Source organism: Epilithonimonas sp. UC225_85 (genome assembly GCF_042695135.1).
GTDB lineage: Bacteria > Bacteroidota > Bacteroidia > Flavobacteriales > Weeksellaceae > Epilithonimonas.
On sequence record NZ_CP170547.1, the window covers coordinates 1,239,312 to 1,255,958 of the forward strand.

Below are 16,647 nucleotides of genomic sequence, written 5' to 3' on the forward strand. Positions count from 1 at the left end.
AACTAACTTATGACCTGCACAGATTTAAAAAACGAACACAAAAAAGAGATTATGGCCGTACACGACGCCATGGATGTTCTCAGCGGAAAATGGAAGATCTCTATCATTTCCTCTATTTGCTTTTATAACAAAAGAAGGTTTTCTGATATTCTAAATGATGTAGAAGGAATTTCCAACCGAATGCTGAGCAAAGAATTAAAAGATCTGGAAATGAACAAACTTCTGAAAAGGACAGTTTTGGACACCAAACCAATATCTGTTCAATATCAACTCACGGATTATGGACTGAAATTAAAAAGTATCATCAACAATCTTTCCGAGTGGGGTGCAGAACACAGAAAAGTGATTATTGGCAAATAGTTGCAGTATCTATCAAACAAAAAAGTAATTCCTTTCCTTAATCGTCTTTATAACAGAATCTGAAAAATAAACACTATTTTTGCAATCCAAAATAATGTGGATTTTTGAACTGTTAGTTTGAAGAACTCAAACATGTTCAAATTAAGATCCTAAACTTTAAACTCAATTCTATAATGCAACAGAATAACGGATTAGATAAAAACCAACTGATTAGCTTTGGCGTTTTTTCTATGATTCTTATCGGTTTTATGTTTTACTTCCAAAACCGAAACGCAAAAGCTGAACAAGAAAAACTGGCAGTTGATGCCAAAAAAACAGAACAGACAACCAAAGCAAAACCGGTTGCTACAAACCTGAATGCCACTGCAGTTACACCTGCTTCCGTTCAGAAAGTCAATCTTCAGAATGACGAGTTAGCTCTGGAATTTTCCAGCGTCGGCGGACAATTGAGCTCTGTGAAACTAAATAAATTCCAGGCATTTGGCGGGAAACCACTTTATCTTTTCAGTAACAATAATACAAGTTATGGTTTCCAGTTTAAGGACAAAACAGGCAAGGTTTTCAACACAAAAGATCTTGTTTTTGCACCAACTGTCGCAGGAAATTCTGTAACCTTGAGTTCAAAAATAGGAACTGCCGTCATTCAATTTGTTTATACACTTAAAGCAAAATATACAGTTGATTTCCAGGTAAAAACACAAGGTTTGGCAACATTGGTAAACGATGGTAAAGCAGATTTTGTTTGGGATTACACGGTAAAAGGCGCAGAAAAAGGAAGATCGCAGGAAGAGACGCACACCGAGTTTTCTTACGCTTTCAACAATTATAAAGATTATGATTACGATGCCCGTTCTGATATGGACGAGCCGGATGAAACACTTAACTGGATCGGAGTAAAGCAACAGTTTTTCTCTGCGGTGATCGAGGCTAAAAACGGATTCACAAAATCAAAAGGAAATCAGGAAGCAATCGCAGAAGGTGAGTTTCTTAAGAAATTTAATTTTGATGGGCAGGTCAATCTTGCAGGAAATGAACTTAATCAGGATTTTACCTGGTATTTTATGCCTTTAGATATTGATCTTCTTAAATCTTATGATAAAAACTTCGACGAGATTCTTCCATTAGGCTGGTCATTCATAGGATCATTGAACAGATACGTTTTCATCCCGATGTATAATTTGATTTCATCTTGGGGACTTGCAGCAGGCTGGGTTATCTTTTTGATGACGATCATTATTAAGATCATCCTTTCTCCGGTTATGTTCAAGCAGCACAAACTGAGTGCGATGATGAAGGTGATTCGCCCGGAAATAGACGAAGTGAATGCAAAATATAAGGATGCAGATCCAATGAAAAAACAACAGGAGACAATGGCTGTTTATAGGAAAGCCGGGGTCAATCAGATGGCGGGTTGTCTGCCTGCGTTGGTTCAGATTCCACTTTTCTATGCACTTTTCCGTTTCTTCCCGAATATGCTCGATCTTAGAGGCAAGAGTTTTTGGTTTGCGCCGGATCTGACAGCTTATGACGATGTGATCCATTGGAGCACTAATATTCCATTATTAGGCAATCACTTGAGTATATTCGCATTAGCTTGTACCGTTGTGATTTTGATCTACACCATTATGACTTCCGGAAACATCCAGCAGCCGCAACAGGAAGGAATGCCGAATATGAAAGTATTAATGTACATCTTCCCGGTGACTTTCCTATTCTTCCTGAATAGTTCTGCATCAGGTCTGTCCTGGTATTATTTCGTATCCAATGCCATCAATATCGTGATTATTCTTGTGATCAAGTATTTCATCCTGGATGAAAAAAAGATCCACGCACAGATCCAGGCAAACAAACAGAAGGAACCGAAAAAAGAAGGTACATTCCAGAAAAGAATGAGAGAAATGATGGAGAAGGCACAGGAACAGCAGAAAGCTCAGACAACAACTAAAAAGAAATAAATTTTTAAAGCGGTAATTTTTTTACCGCTTTTTTTATGCCTCACCGTATCAGAATTTATATAGAAGAAATTAAGCTTTGACAAAGTTTTTTAGGAGCTTAATCCTGCTGTCCACTATATCTTTTTTATTTTTTCTTCACGTTTTGTGATTATGAGTGGAGTCTAGTACAAAAAAATAAAAAAGGATGCCGTTCCCATCAGGGCTAGGGATTTCGTTGGAGATTCAACATTTTTTATCCTAATTCGGTTTCCGAAACTTTTATTAGCAAAGAAAATTTCCGAAATTTGAAAACATTATTTACTGTAAATCTTTGATGAGTTTTACGCCTTTGTGAAACTTATAATATTTTCAATTTAATCCAAAACCTTTGAGGACTTTGTGTTCAGATTTTAATATTACAACAAGAAAATTTCCGAAATTTACAGCCATCAATCTCGAATTTAAACCCCCAAAACTTTGAATCCAAATTCCACTTTTGACTATATTAAACAATTCCTCACAGACGAACGCCTTCAGAAAATAGAACATTATGCTCAGGAAAGTTCGGACTTCGTACTACCTGTGATGGAAGATATTTACCAATTCCGAAATGCGGCTGCAATTGTTAGAAGTGTTGAAGCCTGCGGTTTTCACAAAGTGGTTGCGATGGAAAAAGAAAATTTCTTCGAACCAAATCTAAAAGTCACAAAAGGAGCAGACACCTGGGTCGAGGTCGAAAAAATGCCCAGAACGATAGAATCTTTAAAGAATATAAAAAATAGAGGTTATAAAATAGTAGCAGTTTCCGCCGAAAATAATGCGAAGATGCTGCCCGATTACAAAATCGAAGAACCGTTGGCTTTGGTTTTCGGGACAGAGTGGGAAGGAACAACTGATGAACTTCTGGACTTCGCCGACGAGACTTTGGCAATCCCAATGTTTGGATTTACAAAAAGCTTCAATGTCTCCGTGGCAGCAGCGATCTGTATGTACGAACTCAAGCAAAAACTCCTAAAATCTAATATTGATTATAAATTATCCGAAGAGAAACTTCTTCAGTTAAAGATCCGTTGGGCAGTCAGCTCCATAAAAAGTGGGAAGGAAATTTTGGAAAAATATGAGAAAGAGAATAATATTTAATTGAATTATTCGTAATAATATAAATCTACGAATAAATGATTATTAGATATCTATATTTTACTTTTCTGCTATTTACAATCAATATTTATTCGCAGTCAGCTAAACTAGGCAAAAAATATCCTGCATTTTTTGTAGGCTATCAGTTTGCACCAGAAGCAAGAGATAATACGGAAACCTGGAGATCTTCCCAAATGCATGTTATTGAATTTGCATACGGAAAAGTTAAAGATAACGAAACCAGACACGGAGAATCTTCCGCATATTATGCAGGGATGGATTTGATTTTCAATTATAAAAATTCAATTTTGATTTCTCCTAAGATAGGTGCTAATGTCAGCGGAGGCGCATTGGTCTTGGGTGCAGAACTGCAGATTCAGACGGATTTTGATAAAGTTGTTCCAAGAGCTATGCCCTATGTAGGAATTGGTGGTTTGGGCAGAAAATTATTTTTAGGATATAATTTCAGATTATTACGAATAGAATCTCTCCCTGTAAACACCCTTAATGTTGGTTTGACAATATCACTATTTAAAAATAAGAAAACTTAATTCTATTCGGAAATTTCGCTAAAATAACCCACAAACCAATTCCCCAATCTTCGGAGCCAGCGCAACACCCATTCCGGAAAGTCTCACGGCGCAGAACTGTCTTTCGGAAAGTTGTTTCACAATTGGTGTTTTCTCATTTCCCATTGCCATAATTCCGGACCAGCGTATTGCAATTTTGAAGTCTTGATTTGGTAAAATTACTTCTTTGAGGAATTTTTCTAAATGATTTTGCAGAAATTCCGTCGTGCCAAAATCTGTCGTTTCTTCAGTTTCGAAATCCTGATTTCTTGCGCCACCGAGAAGAATTCGATTTCCCAGATTTCTGAAATAATAGAAACCTTCATCATAATGGAAAGTTCCTTTCAGTTTCAGATTTTCAATTGGTTCTGTGAGAATAATTTGTCCTCTTGCCGGGATTATTTCTTCTGATTTTAAGAATTTTGAACTGAAAGCATTGGTGCAAAAAATTACTTTTTCTGATTTTAGAATAAGATTGTCTTCAATTTTAATTTCGACCTCATTTTCAGTCTCTGACACGGATCCGACTTCGGTTCCGCAAAGAAACTCGACTTTCAGTTCGTGGCATTTTTCTACAAGTTTACTCAATAATTTCCCGGAATGCAGACTTCCTTCACAAAGATTCTCAACCAAAAATTCCGATTTTCCCAATCCGAATTCTTCGATTTTTTCGTTCGCAATCTTGAACGTTTCTTCGGCTTTTGTGATGGGAAAAAGATATTGATTAACTTCTTTTATTTGCTGTAAAGCATTTTCATCATTCAAGATTTCGTAGCCACCACAAAGTTCAAAATCAATTTCATTAGCTGGAAAATATTGCTGAATTTCCTGCAAACCTTCAAAACGCATTTTGACCAAATCCAAAGTTTTCTCCCAACCCATTTTTTCGGAATCAGAAATGATTTCTGTCAAACTTCCAAAACATGCAAAACCCGCATTCCTGGTAGAAGCACCAGTCGGAATCGGATTTCTTTCAATAATTAAAACTGATTTTTCCGGAAATTTTTCTTTAATAAAAACAGCTGTCCAAAGTCCGGTAAATCCCGAACCGATGATGAGAATGTCACGTTTTCTGTAAAAAGTTTCGAGTTCCCAAATGCTTGGCTGAATGTTTTTCATTTGGGAAATTTAGTAAAATTTAGAACATCTTATCGTAGTTCCAGGCGGCGACAAAGATTCCGGCAGTTTCTGTTCTTAATCTTTGGTTGCCAAGCGAAACTGCTTTGATGCCTTTCTCTGCCAAAAGCTGAATTTCCTTATCAGAAAAATCGCCTTCCGGACCAATTAGGAATGTGTAATTTGAGAAAGTCTTCACTTCGACAGGCTCAGTATGGGCTTCACTCAGACTGACAGCGCTAGAGTTGTCACCCTGAGCGGAGTCGAAGGGTAGAAGCGCATTTAAATTAATTCTTTCCAGATTCTCATTACAGTGCGCAACAAAAGTAGTTTTCGGATCGAGGGTTTTCATAAACTCTGAAAACTTCTGCAGCTCATTGATCTTTGGAAAGTGAGAACGCAGGCTTTGCTTGGAAGCAGAAATTGCTTGCTTTCTCAACTTATCGATGCTGATATTCTTTCTTTCGGTTTGCTCTGTCAAAATAAAACTGATCTCGGAAATTCCCATTTCTACAGCTTTTTCAACAAAGAATTCTATGCGATCTATATTTTTTGTCGGCGCAATGGCGATGTGAAGTTTCGGTGAAAAATCAGGAAGTTCTTTTTTGACTTCAGAAACTTTGAGCGTGACTTTTTTTCCTTCAAAAACAAGAGTTCCTTTGGCGAGATTCCCGTTTCCGTCGGTTAGGTATATTTCTTCACCTTCGCGCATTCTAAGAACTTTTACGATGTGCTGCTGCTCATCTGTGTCTATTAAAATTTCGGGAAAAATCTGTCCGAAGAAAAGTTTCATTTTAATTATTTTTTAACTAGAGAAATTAATTTTTTACCAATCGTCATTACCAAAACAGCAACTGATCCAAAAACAACACCCAATCCAAATTCTGCAATGGTAGGCGAAATATTTTCGGGAATCAAGTGGTGAATATAATCAATATTGTGAAGGAAAATCCCACCTGATACCAATAGTAATGCAATAGTTCCGACAACACCAAGAATTTTTATAACAATTGGCAAAGCCTTGATCAAAAACTGTCCAAGTCCGGAGAAAAAACCTTTGTTATTAGCTTTTCTCATCAGAAAAAAACCGGCGTCGTCCATTCTTACAATTAACGCTACAATCCCGTAAACGCCTACTGTTGCGATAAAAGCGACAATGGTAACCACAATAATCTGTGTCAAAAGAGGATGTTGCTTTTCTATAACTGTTCCCAGCGCGATAATCACGATCTCCAGAGAAAGAATAAAATCTGTCTTAATGGCAGAACTGATTTTTGATTTTTCCGAGTTGACTTCTTCTTCTTCAAGTGTGCTTTCCGCGATCACTTCTTCACTCGTTTTGTCCCTATGGAAAAGGAATTCGACAATCTTTTCCATCCCTTCGTAAGCAAGATAAACTCCTCCTAAAACTAAAATCACTTTAATAGCTTCCGGAAAAAAATAATTGAGCAGAAATATAATAGGAAGAATGATGAGCTTGTTGATAAAAGAACCTTTGGTAATAGCCCAAAGCACGGGTAATTCGCGTGAAGAAAGGAATCCGGTTGCTTTTTCAGCATTTACGGCAAGATCGTCGCCAAGGATTCCGGCTGTTTTTTTAGTTGCCAATTTGCTGGTTACCGCAATGTCGTCCATCAAAGCACCAATATCATCTAAGATTGCGAAGAATCCTGAAGCCATAACTTTTTATTTTGGTGTAAAAATAGGGATTTTATCGTTTAAAATTAAAGGGTTGAGGTTGTATCAACTCAGTTTTGCCTTGTGAAGGTTATTTATTATATCTTTAAAATGCGATTTCATTTTCACTGATGAAGGCAACGCCGGTTTTCAGAGTGGTGTAAATATCAGCATCGCAATCTCGCAAAGAACACATATAAACTTCTTCTTTCCAACTATTATTGATAAAAATTAAATTCAGATATTCCTGTTTTCTCAAGTTGTTTTTAATCGACAGATAATCGCCTTCTTTGGGTTCGTAAGAGAAACTGAAAACATTTTCAGAATTGATTTTTTCTATAATTTCTTCTTTGATATTTTGAATATAGCCGGTTTCAGAACTTGTCAGTTCATAATCGTCAGATTCTTCCGGATTTTCATTCTTTCCCGTGATCGTTTCTAAAATCCAGTAATATTTTGAATTCTTTTTGGAATGTGTTCCGAGTTGTTTTTCTTCTAATAATATTTTCATAGATTTTATTTGACTTTAGCTATTTAAGCTGGTACGAGCGTCTGGCTCGTGTTGTTTTGTGATTGCGACAAAGTAAAGTTATTGAATTTTACTTTTAGCTTTTTCTATAAATTCATCGATTGAATCTATAGTTTTATCCATTTCCTTCGTTTTTAAAAAAAGTTCTAAAGCTTTTTCAAAGTTTCCCTTTTCTAAATTATATATTCCTAAATTTTTAAAAGCATCCGCATTTTCTGGATTTAGTTTAAGAGAATTCTCAATATCTTCTAATCCGTTTTCAAAATCCTTAATCTTTATTTTAGCTAAACCACGATTATTATACGAATATGAAAAGTCTTTATCAATCATAATGGCTTTATCGAAATTTGGAATTGATTTTTCGTATTGTTCAAGCAGGATTAAAGTGTGTCCTATATTATTTAATGCGAATTTGTTGTTTGGATTTAATTTTAATGATTCCTTATACAGTTCCAAAGATTCTTGAAGTTGTCCAGTATTAGTGTAAGTTAATCCAATATTTGAAAAGTCGTCGGAGTTTAGTTTATGATTATTTCTAAATTTTTCTGAAATCTCTTTTGCCTTAATAAAGTCTTTGCTTTGAATACTTGAATAAATTGTCATTCTGTAAACATTGGGATCTTTGCTTTTGGTTAGTAAATTTTCAAAGATTTCGAATGCTTCGTGATATTTTTTTTCATTATATAATTCAAGTCCATTGAAATATTCTGTTGGTAATTTTTTTAATTTAAATAGACTGATAAGTCTTTTTCCATCATTTGTTGTCGTTTTCCCACTGAAAAGCTGAATGGATTTTTTAGAAGGGATAGTGTTTGTTAATAAATCTATTAAAGATGAAATTAAAAGTAAAGTAAAAAAAAATTCCCAGCGATTAGTTTTTAAAATAATTAAATAAGAAATTGCTGCTACCAAAAGTGATATTAATGGACCTGCCAGCACATACCATATCTGATTAGTAATAGAAACTGTTTTTTCTTCCATAACACATAACCCGTGTCCCCATTTAAATGGGTTTTTATAAAAATAGAATTCAATTTTTTTAATGGTAATTCTGACGCTTTTTTCTTTATTTCCAAATGAACCTATAAACACAAAAACTTTTTTCCGAGTGATAAACCAACCAGTTATAGCATGTCCCATCTCATGACAGAAAACTGTTATAGGTCTTATTAACAATAATAAAAAAAGAATAAAGGGGATAGGAATATTGTAGATCATACTTAATCAATAAGTGTCTTAGATTAGTATTGACATTGAATAATTTACAAATCATACTTCGCTGTCGCCGTCGTCCTGATATCCGTAAACTCACCACGCTCGTATTTCAGTTTGGCAACGATGGCGATCATCGCCGCATTATCTGTAGTGTATTCAAATTTTGGAATGAAGATATTCCAGCCTAGTTTTTCCTGATTCATTTCCATTGCTTTTCTCAACGCTGAGTTGGCAGAAACACCGCCGGCAATTGCCACATCTTTTATATTAAGGTCAACAGAAGCTTTTTCTAATTTGTTCATCAAGATTTCAATGATCGATCTTTGGACAGAAGCACAAAGGTCATTCAGATTTTCTTTGATGAAATTTGGATTTTTCCGCACTTCTTTCTGAATAAAATACAACACCGAAGTTTTGATCCCGCTGAAAGAATAATCGTAATTCTCCATCCTCGGCTTATTGAATTGGAAGGCATCAGGATTTCCCTCTTTCGCCAGCTTATCGATGATTGGTCCCGCTGGATAATCGAGGTCAAAGATTTTTCCTATTTTGTCAAACGCTTCGCCTGCAGCATCGTCTATTGTTTTTCCAATGATTTCCATTTCGAAGTAATCCTTTACCAAGACAATCATCGTGTGACCACCAGAAACCGTCAGGCAAAGAAAAGGAAAAGTCGGCGGAGAAGGATTAGCGTCATCAATAAAATGAGCAAGAATATGCGCCTGCAAATGGTTGACTTCTATCAAAGGAACATCCAGACTCATCGCGAGAGACTTTGCAAAAGAGGTTCCGACAAGCAGAGATCCCAAAAGTCCGGGACCGCGCGTAAAACCGATCGCGCAAATCTCATTTTGTTGTATATTTGCTTTGGAAAATGCTTTTTCCACCACTGGGATGATGTTTTGCTGATGTGCTCTGGAAGCCAATTCGGGAACCACACCACCATATTCGTTATGGATTTCCTGATTGGCAGCAATGTTGGAGAGGATTTTGCTGCCGCTGATGATGGCTGCAGAAGTGTCGTCACAAGAAGACTCGATACCTAAAATAATTGATGCACTCATAATAGATGGCAAATTTAGAAAATAAAAACACAACTAACGAAGATTCAACTGTTGAGAAGCCAGTCACCAGGAAAAGAACACCTCTTTTCTGGAGAATTGTCAACTATCTGTTTTTCGGAATAATCGGTTTGGTGGTTTTGATCTTCATTGCTATCAATCTTCCCGTTACCAAACGTTATATTGCAGATCAGGCAATTATTATGCTAAACAAAGACTTCAAAATGAGAATGTCTTTGCAGGATATTGATGTTAATTTCTTTGGTGATGTAACGATCAAAGGTCTGAAGCTCAAAGATTATAAAGACTACGAATTCGTAAAAGCAAGAGAACTGCGCGTCGGCACGGATTGGTTTGCATTGGCCTTCAATACGAGAGATATCAAATTCAATCAGGCGACTATTATCGATCCTGTTATCAGAGTTATCACTTATAAAGGCGACAGCATCAGTAATTTTATCCGATACGTTGATAATTTCAATGATGGAAAACCGCGCGATCCGAACAAGCCGAAGTTCAAAATGAAGATGAAGATCGACCTGATCAATGGCGTATCAACTATTATAAATGAAAACAGTCCGGGAGAAGCGGGAAGATGGCTGGATGCCAGAAATATTAATATGCACGTAAGTTCTCTTAAAGTAGAAGGGGCAGATGTTTTCGCGGATATCAGAAACTTCAGCCTTATCACAAAACGCTACGGAAAGGAACACATTGTCGATACATTTTCCACGAATTTTGAGATCACCAAAAAACATATGAAATTCGGGAATCTGACCATTAACACAGATCATTCTCTTTTACAAGGTGAGGCTGTTATGAATCTTGATCCGAAAACGAGATTTGCAGATTTTGGGAAAAAAGTCAGTTGGGATATGAAGATAACGCCAGGCAGCCAGATCAGCGGTTATGATCTGAGTTATTTTATGACAAACTGGGACAATTACACACCAATCAATATTTCCGGGACGATGGTTGGACCTCTCAATAACTTCACACTCAATAATTTTCTTATCCGTTCGCAGGATGTAAATCTTAATACTAAAAATCTAAAACTGTCCGGCGTTATCGATAAGAAGTTCTTTATTGAAAGTAAAAACGTTTCTGCCGATTTCACTTACAAAGCTTTGAAAGCTTCACTTCCGAAATTTATTTCTACAAAATTGGGGAATATTGCTGATGATTTTGGAAGAATGAAATATAATGGTTCTGTAATAGTAAATCCAAAGCAGATTTTTGCCAGCGGACAAGTCATTACCGGAATCGGGCAGGCAAAAATGAAGGATTTCAATCTTGTAGATTACAGTACCAAACGTCCGAAATACAGAGGATATGTGGATGTAAAAGATCTGAATGTAACTGCATTAACCAAAAATAAACAAGTCGGATTGATCTCCGGAAAATTCAATGTTCAGGGAGAAGGTTTCGATGTCAATACGATGTATGTCAAAACAAAATCTGATGTCGCTCATATCAACCTGATGGGCAAAAGCCTTAATAATATCGCAGTAGAAGGTGTTCTTAACAAAAAACGATTCACCGGAAATGTGGTTGCCAATGATCCGAATGCGAAAGGAACTTTTAAGGGAATTGTAGATTTCTCAACCAAAAGATTATTTTCAGATTTCTATGCGGATATCAAATATGTAAATTTAAAATACTTCGGAATTTCTGCAGGCGATACCAATTCTGTAAGCGGATTGGTGAATGGAAAAATCTCTATGACGAATCTTAATGACCTTAATCTTGATGCTGATATCAAAGGTCTGACGCTTAATTCGACGAAGCAAAAACTTCAGATTCCGGATTCCAAACTGAAAGCTTTTTTTGAAAACGGAAACAGAATTGTCTCTGTGGATGCGCCGGGAGCGGTTACCGGAAAAATATCTGGAAAATTCAATCTTGAGGATATCGGGAATATGATTGCCAACAGCATCAATAAAATCCTGGTTGGAAATCCACCTAAAAAAACTTACAACGGACAGAGCTTTGATTTCGATTTCGATGTGAAGCAAGGTCTGGTTTCATTTTTTGTACCTGATCTGGAAATGAAAAACGGAGCGAAGGTTGCGGGAAATTACACCGGAAATACCAATGATCTTATTCTGAATGCTGATGCATCTCAAATCAAATATGTGATGACCAGCAAGAAGGAACTTAGCGAAGCAGAAAAATTCCTTGCAGAGACCGATGCAACCTATCAGCCGGATTTGAATAAAGTAAGTGACAGCGCAATAGTTGACAGCATCAGTCTGAATGTTAATACGGCTGACTTGAACCAGCAGTTGCTTGCAACAATAAAAAGAGCACAATACGGGAAAAATGTTTTGCAGGATGTAAAACTGACTGCCAATAATGAAAACTCTCAACTTCTTCATATCGGGACGGTTTTCAAACTTGGAAGTGTGGAAGATGAAACGGCAAAACAGATGAAGGAATATGTGGTCAATATTAACCAAACAACAAATAGCGCCGGAGATTATGTACTGCGTTTTGAACCAACTACGGTGAAATTCAATGATGTGGCCTGGAGTGTTGATACCAGTCCGGAACTCAATCATTCCATTACCTACAGGAAAAAAGAAAAGGACTTTTTGGTAGAAAACTTCAGGGTTTATTCCGATCAAAGTGAACTTCTGATAAAAAATGCCGACTTCAAGTCCGGAAAAGAATTCACGGCAGATGCCGAAGTCAAAAATCTTGATATTTCCAAACTACAGGCCTTCGGAAATACGGGCAAAAATCCGATTGACATAAAAGGAGTTGCCAACGGAACCATTCAGATCAAAAAATCCGGAACCAATCTGGAACCACTGGTGAACCTTACCGTAAATGATATTTTTATGAATGGTAAGGCAATGGGAAATCTGGATGCCAATATTACCAAAAGTGAAAAGCCAAATGTCTTTGATGTTAGTATAAAAGCATTGTCATCGGAATTTTTAGGTCAAAATACGCTGGATGTTACGGGAACAATCGATAATAATCCTTCATCGCCTGTATTTGATGTCAATGCAAAAATGAATGAGTTCGATCTTGCCTTTGCCCAGCAATTTGTGAAAGAGATCTTCGGCAATTTCCGCGGAAAAGCAACCGGTGATCTTAAGATTTCCGGGCCAATGGATGATATAGATTACAGTGGAGATCTTGCTTTGAAAGGATTTGGACTTAAACTATTATTCACAGGTGTGGATTACTCCTTTGATGATACGGTAATTAATCTTTCGAGAGGTCTGGCGCTTCTCAACAACGTTGGGATCAAAGACGGACGTTCTAATTCCAAAGGAAATATTTCCGGTTCTATCCAGTTTGAAACCTTATCATCTTTGGGCATCAACTTAATTATGCGGGCAGATAACCTTCTTGTTCTTAATTCTACTCAGGAGGATAATGATCTTTTCTGGGGTCGTGTTTATGGACAGGGTGATGTCTATGTCAGCGGACCAGTTTCAGGATTAGAGATCAGTACACCAAATGATGGACTCAAGGTTTTAACGAACAGTACATTTACATTCAATAGTGCATCTAAAGGTAATGTTGAAGAATTTAAAATCCTGAGATTCCTTAAACGTGATGATGAAGGCGGTATTTCTGTGGAGAAAAAGAAAAAATCAGGTGCTAATATGCTCATAGATTTTGATGTCAGCATCGATAAAGGAACGCTTGTAAATGTTTTGGTAGGAGAAGATGTGGGTAATATCTCGGTAAAAGGTGATGCTAACCATTTGAAATTCAAAATGGAAAGAAGCGGCAATATCCTGATGAACGGAACTTATACTGTAGATAACGGGACTTATGTTTCCAAAGCAATCCTCGACAGAACTTTTCAGATCGCCAGAAACAGCAGCATCCAATGGAGCGGCAGTCCGATGGCACCGGATCTTGATATTACCGCAAATTATACCAGAACGGTTACCAACGCCGGTGATTATCTTCAGATGTCTCTGTCACAGCCAATTAATGTGGTGCTTACAACCAAAATCACAAATACACTTACGAAACCAGATATAGAATTTGGTGTTTCTGCGCCGGATGGATCATCAGAAGTAAGAGAGACTCTGGCAAGTAAGATGAGCAATCAGGATGAGAGAACCATCCAGTTTGGGTCTGTGCTGGTTCTTAACAGTTTCAACGTTGTAAACAGCGGTGGTTTGCAGTTTAATCTTGGGAATACTGCTATTACAACAGGTTACAATATGTTGTTCAAGCAATTGGGATCTGTTCTTAATACCATCAGCAGTGTGTTTCAGGTCAATCTTGACTATATTACCGGTGATCCGAATTCCAATACGAGTGACAGGGCTAATACTAGCGTAAGTCTGGCATTATCACCAAGATTCAAATTGAAGACAGGATTGGGAGTTCCAGTTGCAAGAACTGAAAACGCAAACAGCAACTATTTGTCTGCCGAGGGAACAATAGAGTATGACTGGAGCAGAGCTAATAACGGGAGCAGATTGTTCCGGGCTTATTCCAAACCATCTAATATTGGACTCACGACAACAGCAGGCGCCAACCAAAGTTATGGAGTGGGAGTTGTGTACAGTAAAAGTTTTAATTCTTTCAAATATATCTTCAAAAGGCGGAAAAGAATAAAAACTGATTCGGTAGCTGTAGAGCCAAATAAAGAAGATTCGTTAAAAATTAAGCCCAAAAAATGATAATTATCATCAAATATTGTAGTTTTGTTAAAAGCTGTTAATGTTTTAATATTTGTTTTCAATTAAATTAATTTTTTCTAAATTTGCAAAAAAATTAGATATATTTTAAATAAATAATAATATTACAATGAACTATCAATTAGATGATATCGATAAAAAAATCCTGGATTTTCTTGTAGAAAATACTAGAATGCCATTTACAGAAATTGCTAAACAGATGGATGTTTCAGCGGGCACAATCCACGTGAGAGTAAAGAAAATGGAAGACGCTGGTATTATTTTAGGATCTTCTCTTAACATCGATTACGGCAAACTGGATTATAATTTCACTGCATTTATCGGTATTTTACTTACAAAATCAAATCACACACAGGAAGTATTGAAGCAATTGGCTCTTATTCCAAACGTGGTAGAGGCAAGTGTAACATCAGGAAAATATAATATCTTCTGCAAGATGAAAGCAAAGAATACGGAAGATGCTAAGAAAATCATTTATCAGATAGATGATATCCAGGATGTCATGAGAACAGAAAGTATGATCTCTATGGAGGAGTACATAAGTGATAAGAACCGTCTTATAAACGCGGTTAGTATATAGTTAGTTAGTAGAAATTTCTATAGAAGAGCTTATTCCGATAAGCTCTTTTTTTTATATTTTTACATTATGAAATCAGCAGACAAAAGTTTCAAAAACAACAAAGATTACTATCTGTTTTTCGGATTGATAATCCTGGTATTTCTACTAAGCATCAACACAGATTATGCAGAATATTCTCTTCATCAGAAGATTAATATTCCGGGTAATTTTTTCTATTATACTTTTGGAGTAGATGTTTTGGTGATTATCAGCTGGGTTTTTATTTTACTTTACAGAAAAATCGGCGTTATTCTATTTCCGCTGTTTGTAGCATTACATTTTGCACTACACAACTACTTCCTCAGCACATTTTTATATTCGGATGTTACCGTCATATTCCTCTTCATCGGTTTAGGATTACTCGCGATTATCCCAAGATGGAACATCCTGAAATAGATTGTTAATTTGACTTCGTCGAACCAGTTCGTTAGGTTTGGGCAGCTATTTCCGTCCTCCGTTCCCGCTTTTTTCTCATTGCGGACAAGTGGGATATTCTGCTGGACTTTTGGACATTCGCAATGAAAAAAGAGCTCCACTCAGGCCGGGCTGCAATTACAAGATAAAAACAAGTTTTCTCAACGCAAGATGATGTTTTTCGGATATCAATTACATTAAAAAGGAACTCTTTCCAAGGCCATTTGTAGCGCCAGCGCTCCGGCTGCGGATGAGGTGATCAGGAGCCATTCCCTTTGGTTTAATTTGGTAAGCTTAGATAAGATGGTAAAGACCACTAAAATGACCACAACCATTGCAATCTGCCCCAGTTCCAACCCGATATTGAATCCCAGAAGCGGAATCGTGATGCTTTGTTCTTTCGCCAGCATCATCCGCGAGGTGTTCGCAAATCCCATTCCGTGAATCAATCCAAAAAACAAAGCGAAATAATACTGATAAGGATGTTTTCCCTTAAATAAAATATTATCCAGAGAAGTAATTACAATCGTGCAGGGAATCAGAAATTCTATCCAGTTGCTTTTCACACGGATAATATCAAAACTGGATAAAGCCAGCGTGATACAATGTCCGATCGTAAAAGCTGTCACCAGAATCAGTAATCTTTTAAAATCCTTGAAGCTGTAAGCCGCAATCAATGCCAGAATAAAAAGCTGATGATCCAAAGCATCCAAAGAAATAATATGATCCCAACCCAGCTGCAGATAAAATAGAAAATCCTTCATCGTTTAATTTCTGAAAACCGTACGAAAATAATGATTAATTTTGACTTCAATTATGTTTTGCTGATGAAAAAATCCCTAATAATTCTTATTCTTTTCTCTTTCCTCTTGTGTCTTGTTTCTTTTCGTCCACATCCTTTTCACGTTGGATCTGTAGAATTTAATTATAATTCAAAATCCAAAACATTTGAAGTGACTGGGCGATTTTTTATGGATGACTTAGAGAATGCACTCAACAAAAAATATGGAAAATCTGTCCGTTTTCTTGATCCGAAATTCAAAACCGAAATTAATAAAGAACTGGAACTTTATACCTCAGAATATCTCAAATTAAAATCTGATAATCAATTAATTAAAGTCAATTACGTCGGCTACGAAGAAGATCATGAAAGTGTCAACATCTATCTCGAATCTCAATCTCTGCCCACCCCAAAAAAAGTAGAAACTGCCGTCAGTTTTCTTTATAACTTGTTTGATGATCAGATGAATATTATTCATATCATTGTAAACGGCGAGCGGAAAAGTGAAAAACTGAACTATCCGGATCGTTATCTTTATCAACAATTTTAAAACCTA

General features: G+C 36.6%; 15 protein-coding genes. 8 read left to right on the top strand and 7 right to left on the bottom strand.

Annotated elements, in window-relative coordinates:
* The first annotated feature begins 9 nt into the window (after positions 1-9).
* The 4 genes from ACFJGY_RS05935 to ACFJGY_RS05950 all read left to right on the top strand — a co-directional run bounded on the left by ACFJGY_RS05935 (position 10) and on the right by ACFJGY_RS05950 (position 3,982).
* Positions 10-360, top strand: coding sequence for a winged helix-turn-helix transcriptional regulator (locus ACFJGY_RS05935; protein WP_379969067.1), 351 nt, complete (start codon positions 10-12; stop codon positions 358-360).
* A 173-nt stretch (positions 361-533) separates the two neighbouring features.
* Positions 534-2,315 carry a membrane protein insertase YidC gene (gene yidC / locus ACFJGY_RS05940; protein ID WP_379969069.1) on the top strand — a complete coding sequence of 594 codons (1,782 nt, stop codon included), beginning with the start codon at positions 534-536 and terminating at the stop codon, positions 2,313-2,315.
* Positions 2,316-2,771: 456 nt separating this feature from the next.
* A complete protein-coding gene (locus tag ACFJGY_RS05945) occupies positions 2,772-3,434 on the top strand; it encodes a TrmH family RNA methyltransferase (protein ID WP_379969071.1) in 663 nt (220 codons plus the stop codon).
* A gap of 35 nt (positions 3,435-3,469) precedes the next feature.
* Complete coding sequence (locus ACFJGY_RS05950) at positions 3,470-3,982, top strand: hypothetical protein (RefSeq protein WP_379969073.1); 513 nt, start codon at positions 3,470-3,472, stop codon at positions 3,980-3,982.
* Positions 3,983-4,000: 18 nt separating this feature from the next.
* On the opposite strand, the gene ACFJGY_RS05955 is transcribed toward ACFJGY_RS05950, so the two are convergent.
* The 6 genes from ACFJGY_RS05955 to tsaD all read right to left on the bottom strand — a co-directional run bounded on the left by ACFJGY_RS05955 (position 4,001) and on the right by tsaD (position 9,601).
* Positions 4,001-5,119 carry an NAD(P)/FAD-dependent oxidoreductase gene (locus ACFJGY_RS05955; RefSeq protein WP_379969075.1) on the bottom strand — a complete coding sequence of 373 codons (1,119 nt, stop codon included), beginning with the start codon at positions 5,117-5,119 and terminating at the stop codon, positions 4,001-4,003.
* 19 nt (positions 5,120-5,138) lie between these two features.
* Entirely contained in the window at positions 5,139-5,909 is a 771-nt protein-coding gene (locus ACFJGY_RS05960; protein WP_379969077.1) for an RsmE family RNA methyltransferase, read from the bottom strand.
* 5 nt (positions 5,910-5,914) lie between these two features.
* On the bottom strand, positions 5,915-6,796 hold the full coding sequence (locus ACFJGY_RS05965) for a DUF808 domain-containing protein (protein ID WP_379969079.1): 882 nt from the start codon (positions 6,794-6,796) through the stop codon (positions 5,915-5,917).
* Positions 6,797-6,899: 103 nt separating this feature from the next.
* Positions 6,900-7,304, bottom strand: a complete 405-nt coding sequence (locus tag ACFJGY_RS05970; RefSeq protein ID WP_379969081.1) for a hypothetical protein — start codon at positions 7,302-7,304, stop codon at positions 6,900-6,902.
* Between the two features lie 78 nt (positions 7,305-7,382).
* Entirely contained in the window at positions 7,383-8,540 is a 1,158-nt protein-coding gene (locus ACFJGY_RS05975; RefSeq protein WP_379969083.1) for a tetratricopeptide repeat protein, read from the bottom strand.
* A gap of 44 nt (positions 8,541-8,584) precedes the next feature.
* Positions 8,585-9,601 carry a tRNA (adenosine(37)-N6)-threonylcarbamoyltransferase complex transferase subunit TsaD gene (tsaD, locus tag ACFJGY_RS05980; RefSeq protein WP_379969085.1) on the bottom strand — a complete coding sequence of 339 codons (1,017 nt, stop codon included), beginning with the start codon at positions 9,599-9,601 and terminating at the stop codon, positions 8,585-8,587.
* 5 nt (positions 9,602-9,606) lie between these two features.
* On the opposite strand from tsaD, the gene ACFJGY_RS05985 reads away from it, so the two are divergent.
* From ACFJGY_RS05985 to ACFJGY_RS05995, 3 genes are all read left to right on the top strand, one after another.
* Positions 9,607-14,259: a translocation/assembly module TamB gene (locus tag ACFJGY_RS05985; RefSeq protein WP_379969087.1), complete on the top strand. Its 4,653-nt coding sequence runs from the start codon at positions 9,607-9,609 to the stop codon at positions 14,257-14,259.
* Between the two features lie 127 nt (positions 14,260-14,386).
* The gene (locus ACFJGY_RS05990) at positions 14,387-14,857 is read left to right on the top strand and encodes an Lrp/AsnC family transcriptional regulator (RefSeq protein ID WP_089871628.1); all 471 of its coding nucleotides are present in this window, start codon (positions 14,387-14,389) and stop codon (positions 14,855-14,857) included.
* A gap of 66 nt (positions 14,858-14,923) precedes the next feature.
* Complete coding sequence (locus tag ACFJGY_RS05995; RefSeq protein WP_379969089.1) at positions 14,924-15,292, top strand: hypothetical protein; 369 nt, start codon at positions 14,924-14,926, stop codon at positions 15,290-15,292.
* A 215-nt stretch (positions 15,293-15,507) separates the two neighbouring features.
* Here ACFJGY_RS05995 and ACFJGY_RS06000 read toward each other — a convergent pair whose 3' ends face one another.
* A complete protein-coding gene (locus tag ACFJGY_RS06000; protein ID WP_379969091.1) occupies positions 15,508-16,074 on the bottom strand; it encodes a HupE/UreJ family protein in 567 nt (188 codons plus the stop codon).
* A gap of 63 nt (positions 16,075-16,137) precedes the next feature.
* Between ACFJGY_RS06000 and ACFJGY_RS06005 the strand changes: the two genes are divergently transcribed.
* Positions 16,138-16,641, top strand: coding sequence for a DUF6702 family protein (locus ACFJGY_RS06005; RefSeq protein ID WP_379969093.1), 504 nt, complete (start codon positions 16,138-16,140; stop codon positions 16,639-16,641).
* Positions 16,642-16,647 lie beyond the last annotated feature (6 nt).

Bases quoted from the DNA above. Each gene is read 5' to 3' on its own strand.
- ACFJGY_RS05955 (WP_379969075.1), bottom strand. From the start codon at position 5,119: ATGAAAAACATTCAGCCAAGCATTTGGGAACTCGAAACTTTTTACAGA.
- ACFJGY_RS05950 (WP_379969073.1), top strand. From the start codon at position 3,470: ATGATTATTAGATATCTATATTTTACTTTTCTGCTATTTACAATCAAT.
- ACFJGY_RS05975 (WP_379969083.1), bottom strand. From the start codon at position 8,540: ATGATCTACAATATTCCTATCCCCTTTATTCTTTTTTTATTATTGTTA.
- yidC (WP_379969069.1), top strand. From the start codon at position 534: ATGCAACAGAATAACGGATTAGATAAAAACCAACTGATTAGCTTTGGC.
- ACFJGY_RS05995 (WP_379969089.1), top strand. From the start codon at position 14,924: ATGAAATCAGCAGACAAAAGTTTCAAAAACAACAAAGATTACTATCTG.
- ACFJGY_RS05985 (WP_379969087.1), top strand. From the start codon at position 9,607: ATGGCAAATTTAGAAAATAAAAACACAACTAACGAAGATTCAACTGTT.
- ACFJGY_RS06000 (WP_379969091.1), bottom strand. From the start codon at position 16,074: ATGAAGGATTTTCTATTTTATCTGCAGCTGGGTTGGGATCATATTATT.
- ACFJGY_RS06005 (WP_379969093.1), top strand. From the start codon at position 16,138: ATGAAAAAATCCCTAATAATTCTTATTCTTTTCTCTTTCCTCTTGTGT.
- ACFJGY_RS05935 (WP_379969067.1), top strand. From the start codon at position 10: ATGACCTGCACAGATTTAAAAAACGAACACAAAAAAGAGATTATGGCC.
- tsaD (WP_379969085.1), bottom strand. From the start codon at position 9,601: ATGAGTGCATCAATTATTTTAGGTATCGAGTCTTCTTGTGACGACACT.
- ACFJGY_RS05990 (WP_089871628.1), top strand. From the start codon at position 14,387: ATGAACTATCAATTAGATGATATCGATAAAAAAATCCTGGATTTTCTT.
- ACFJGY_RS05965 (WP_379969079.1), bottom strand. From the start codon at position 6,796: ATGGCTTCAGGATTCTTCGCAATCTTAGATGATATTGGTGCTTTGATG.
- ACFJGY_RS05970 (WP_379969081.1), bottom strand. From the start codon at position 7,304: ATGAAAATATTATTAGAAGAAAAACAACTCGGAACACATTCCAAAAAG.
- ACFJGY_RS05960 (WP_379969077.1), bottom strand. From the start codon at position 5,909: ATGAAACTTTTCTTCGGACAGATTTTTCCCGAAATTTTAATAGACACA.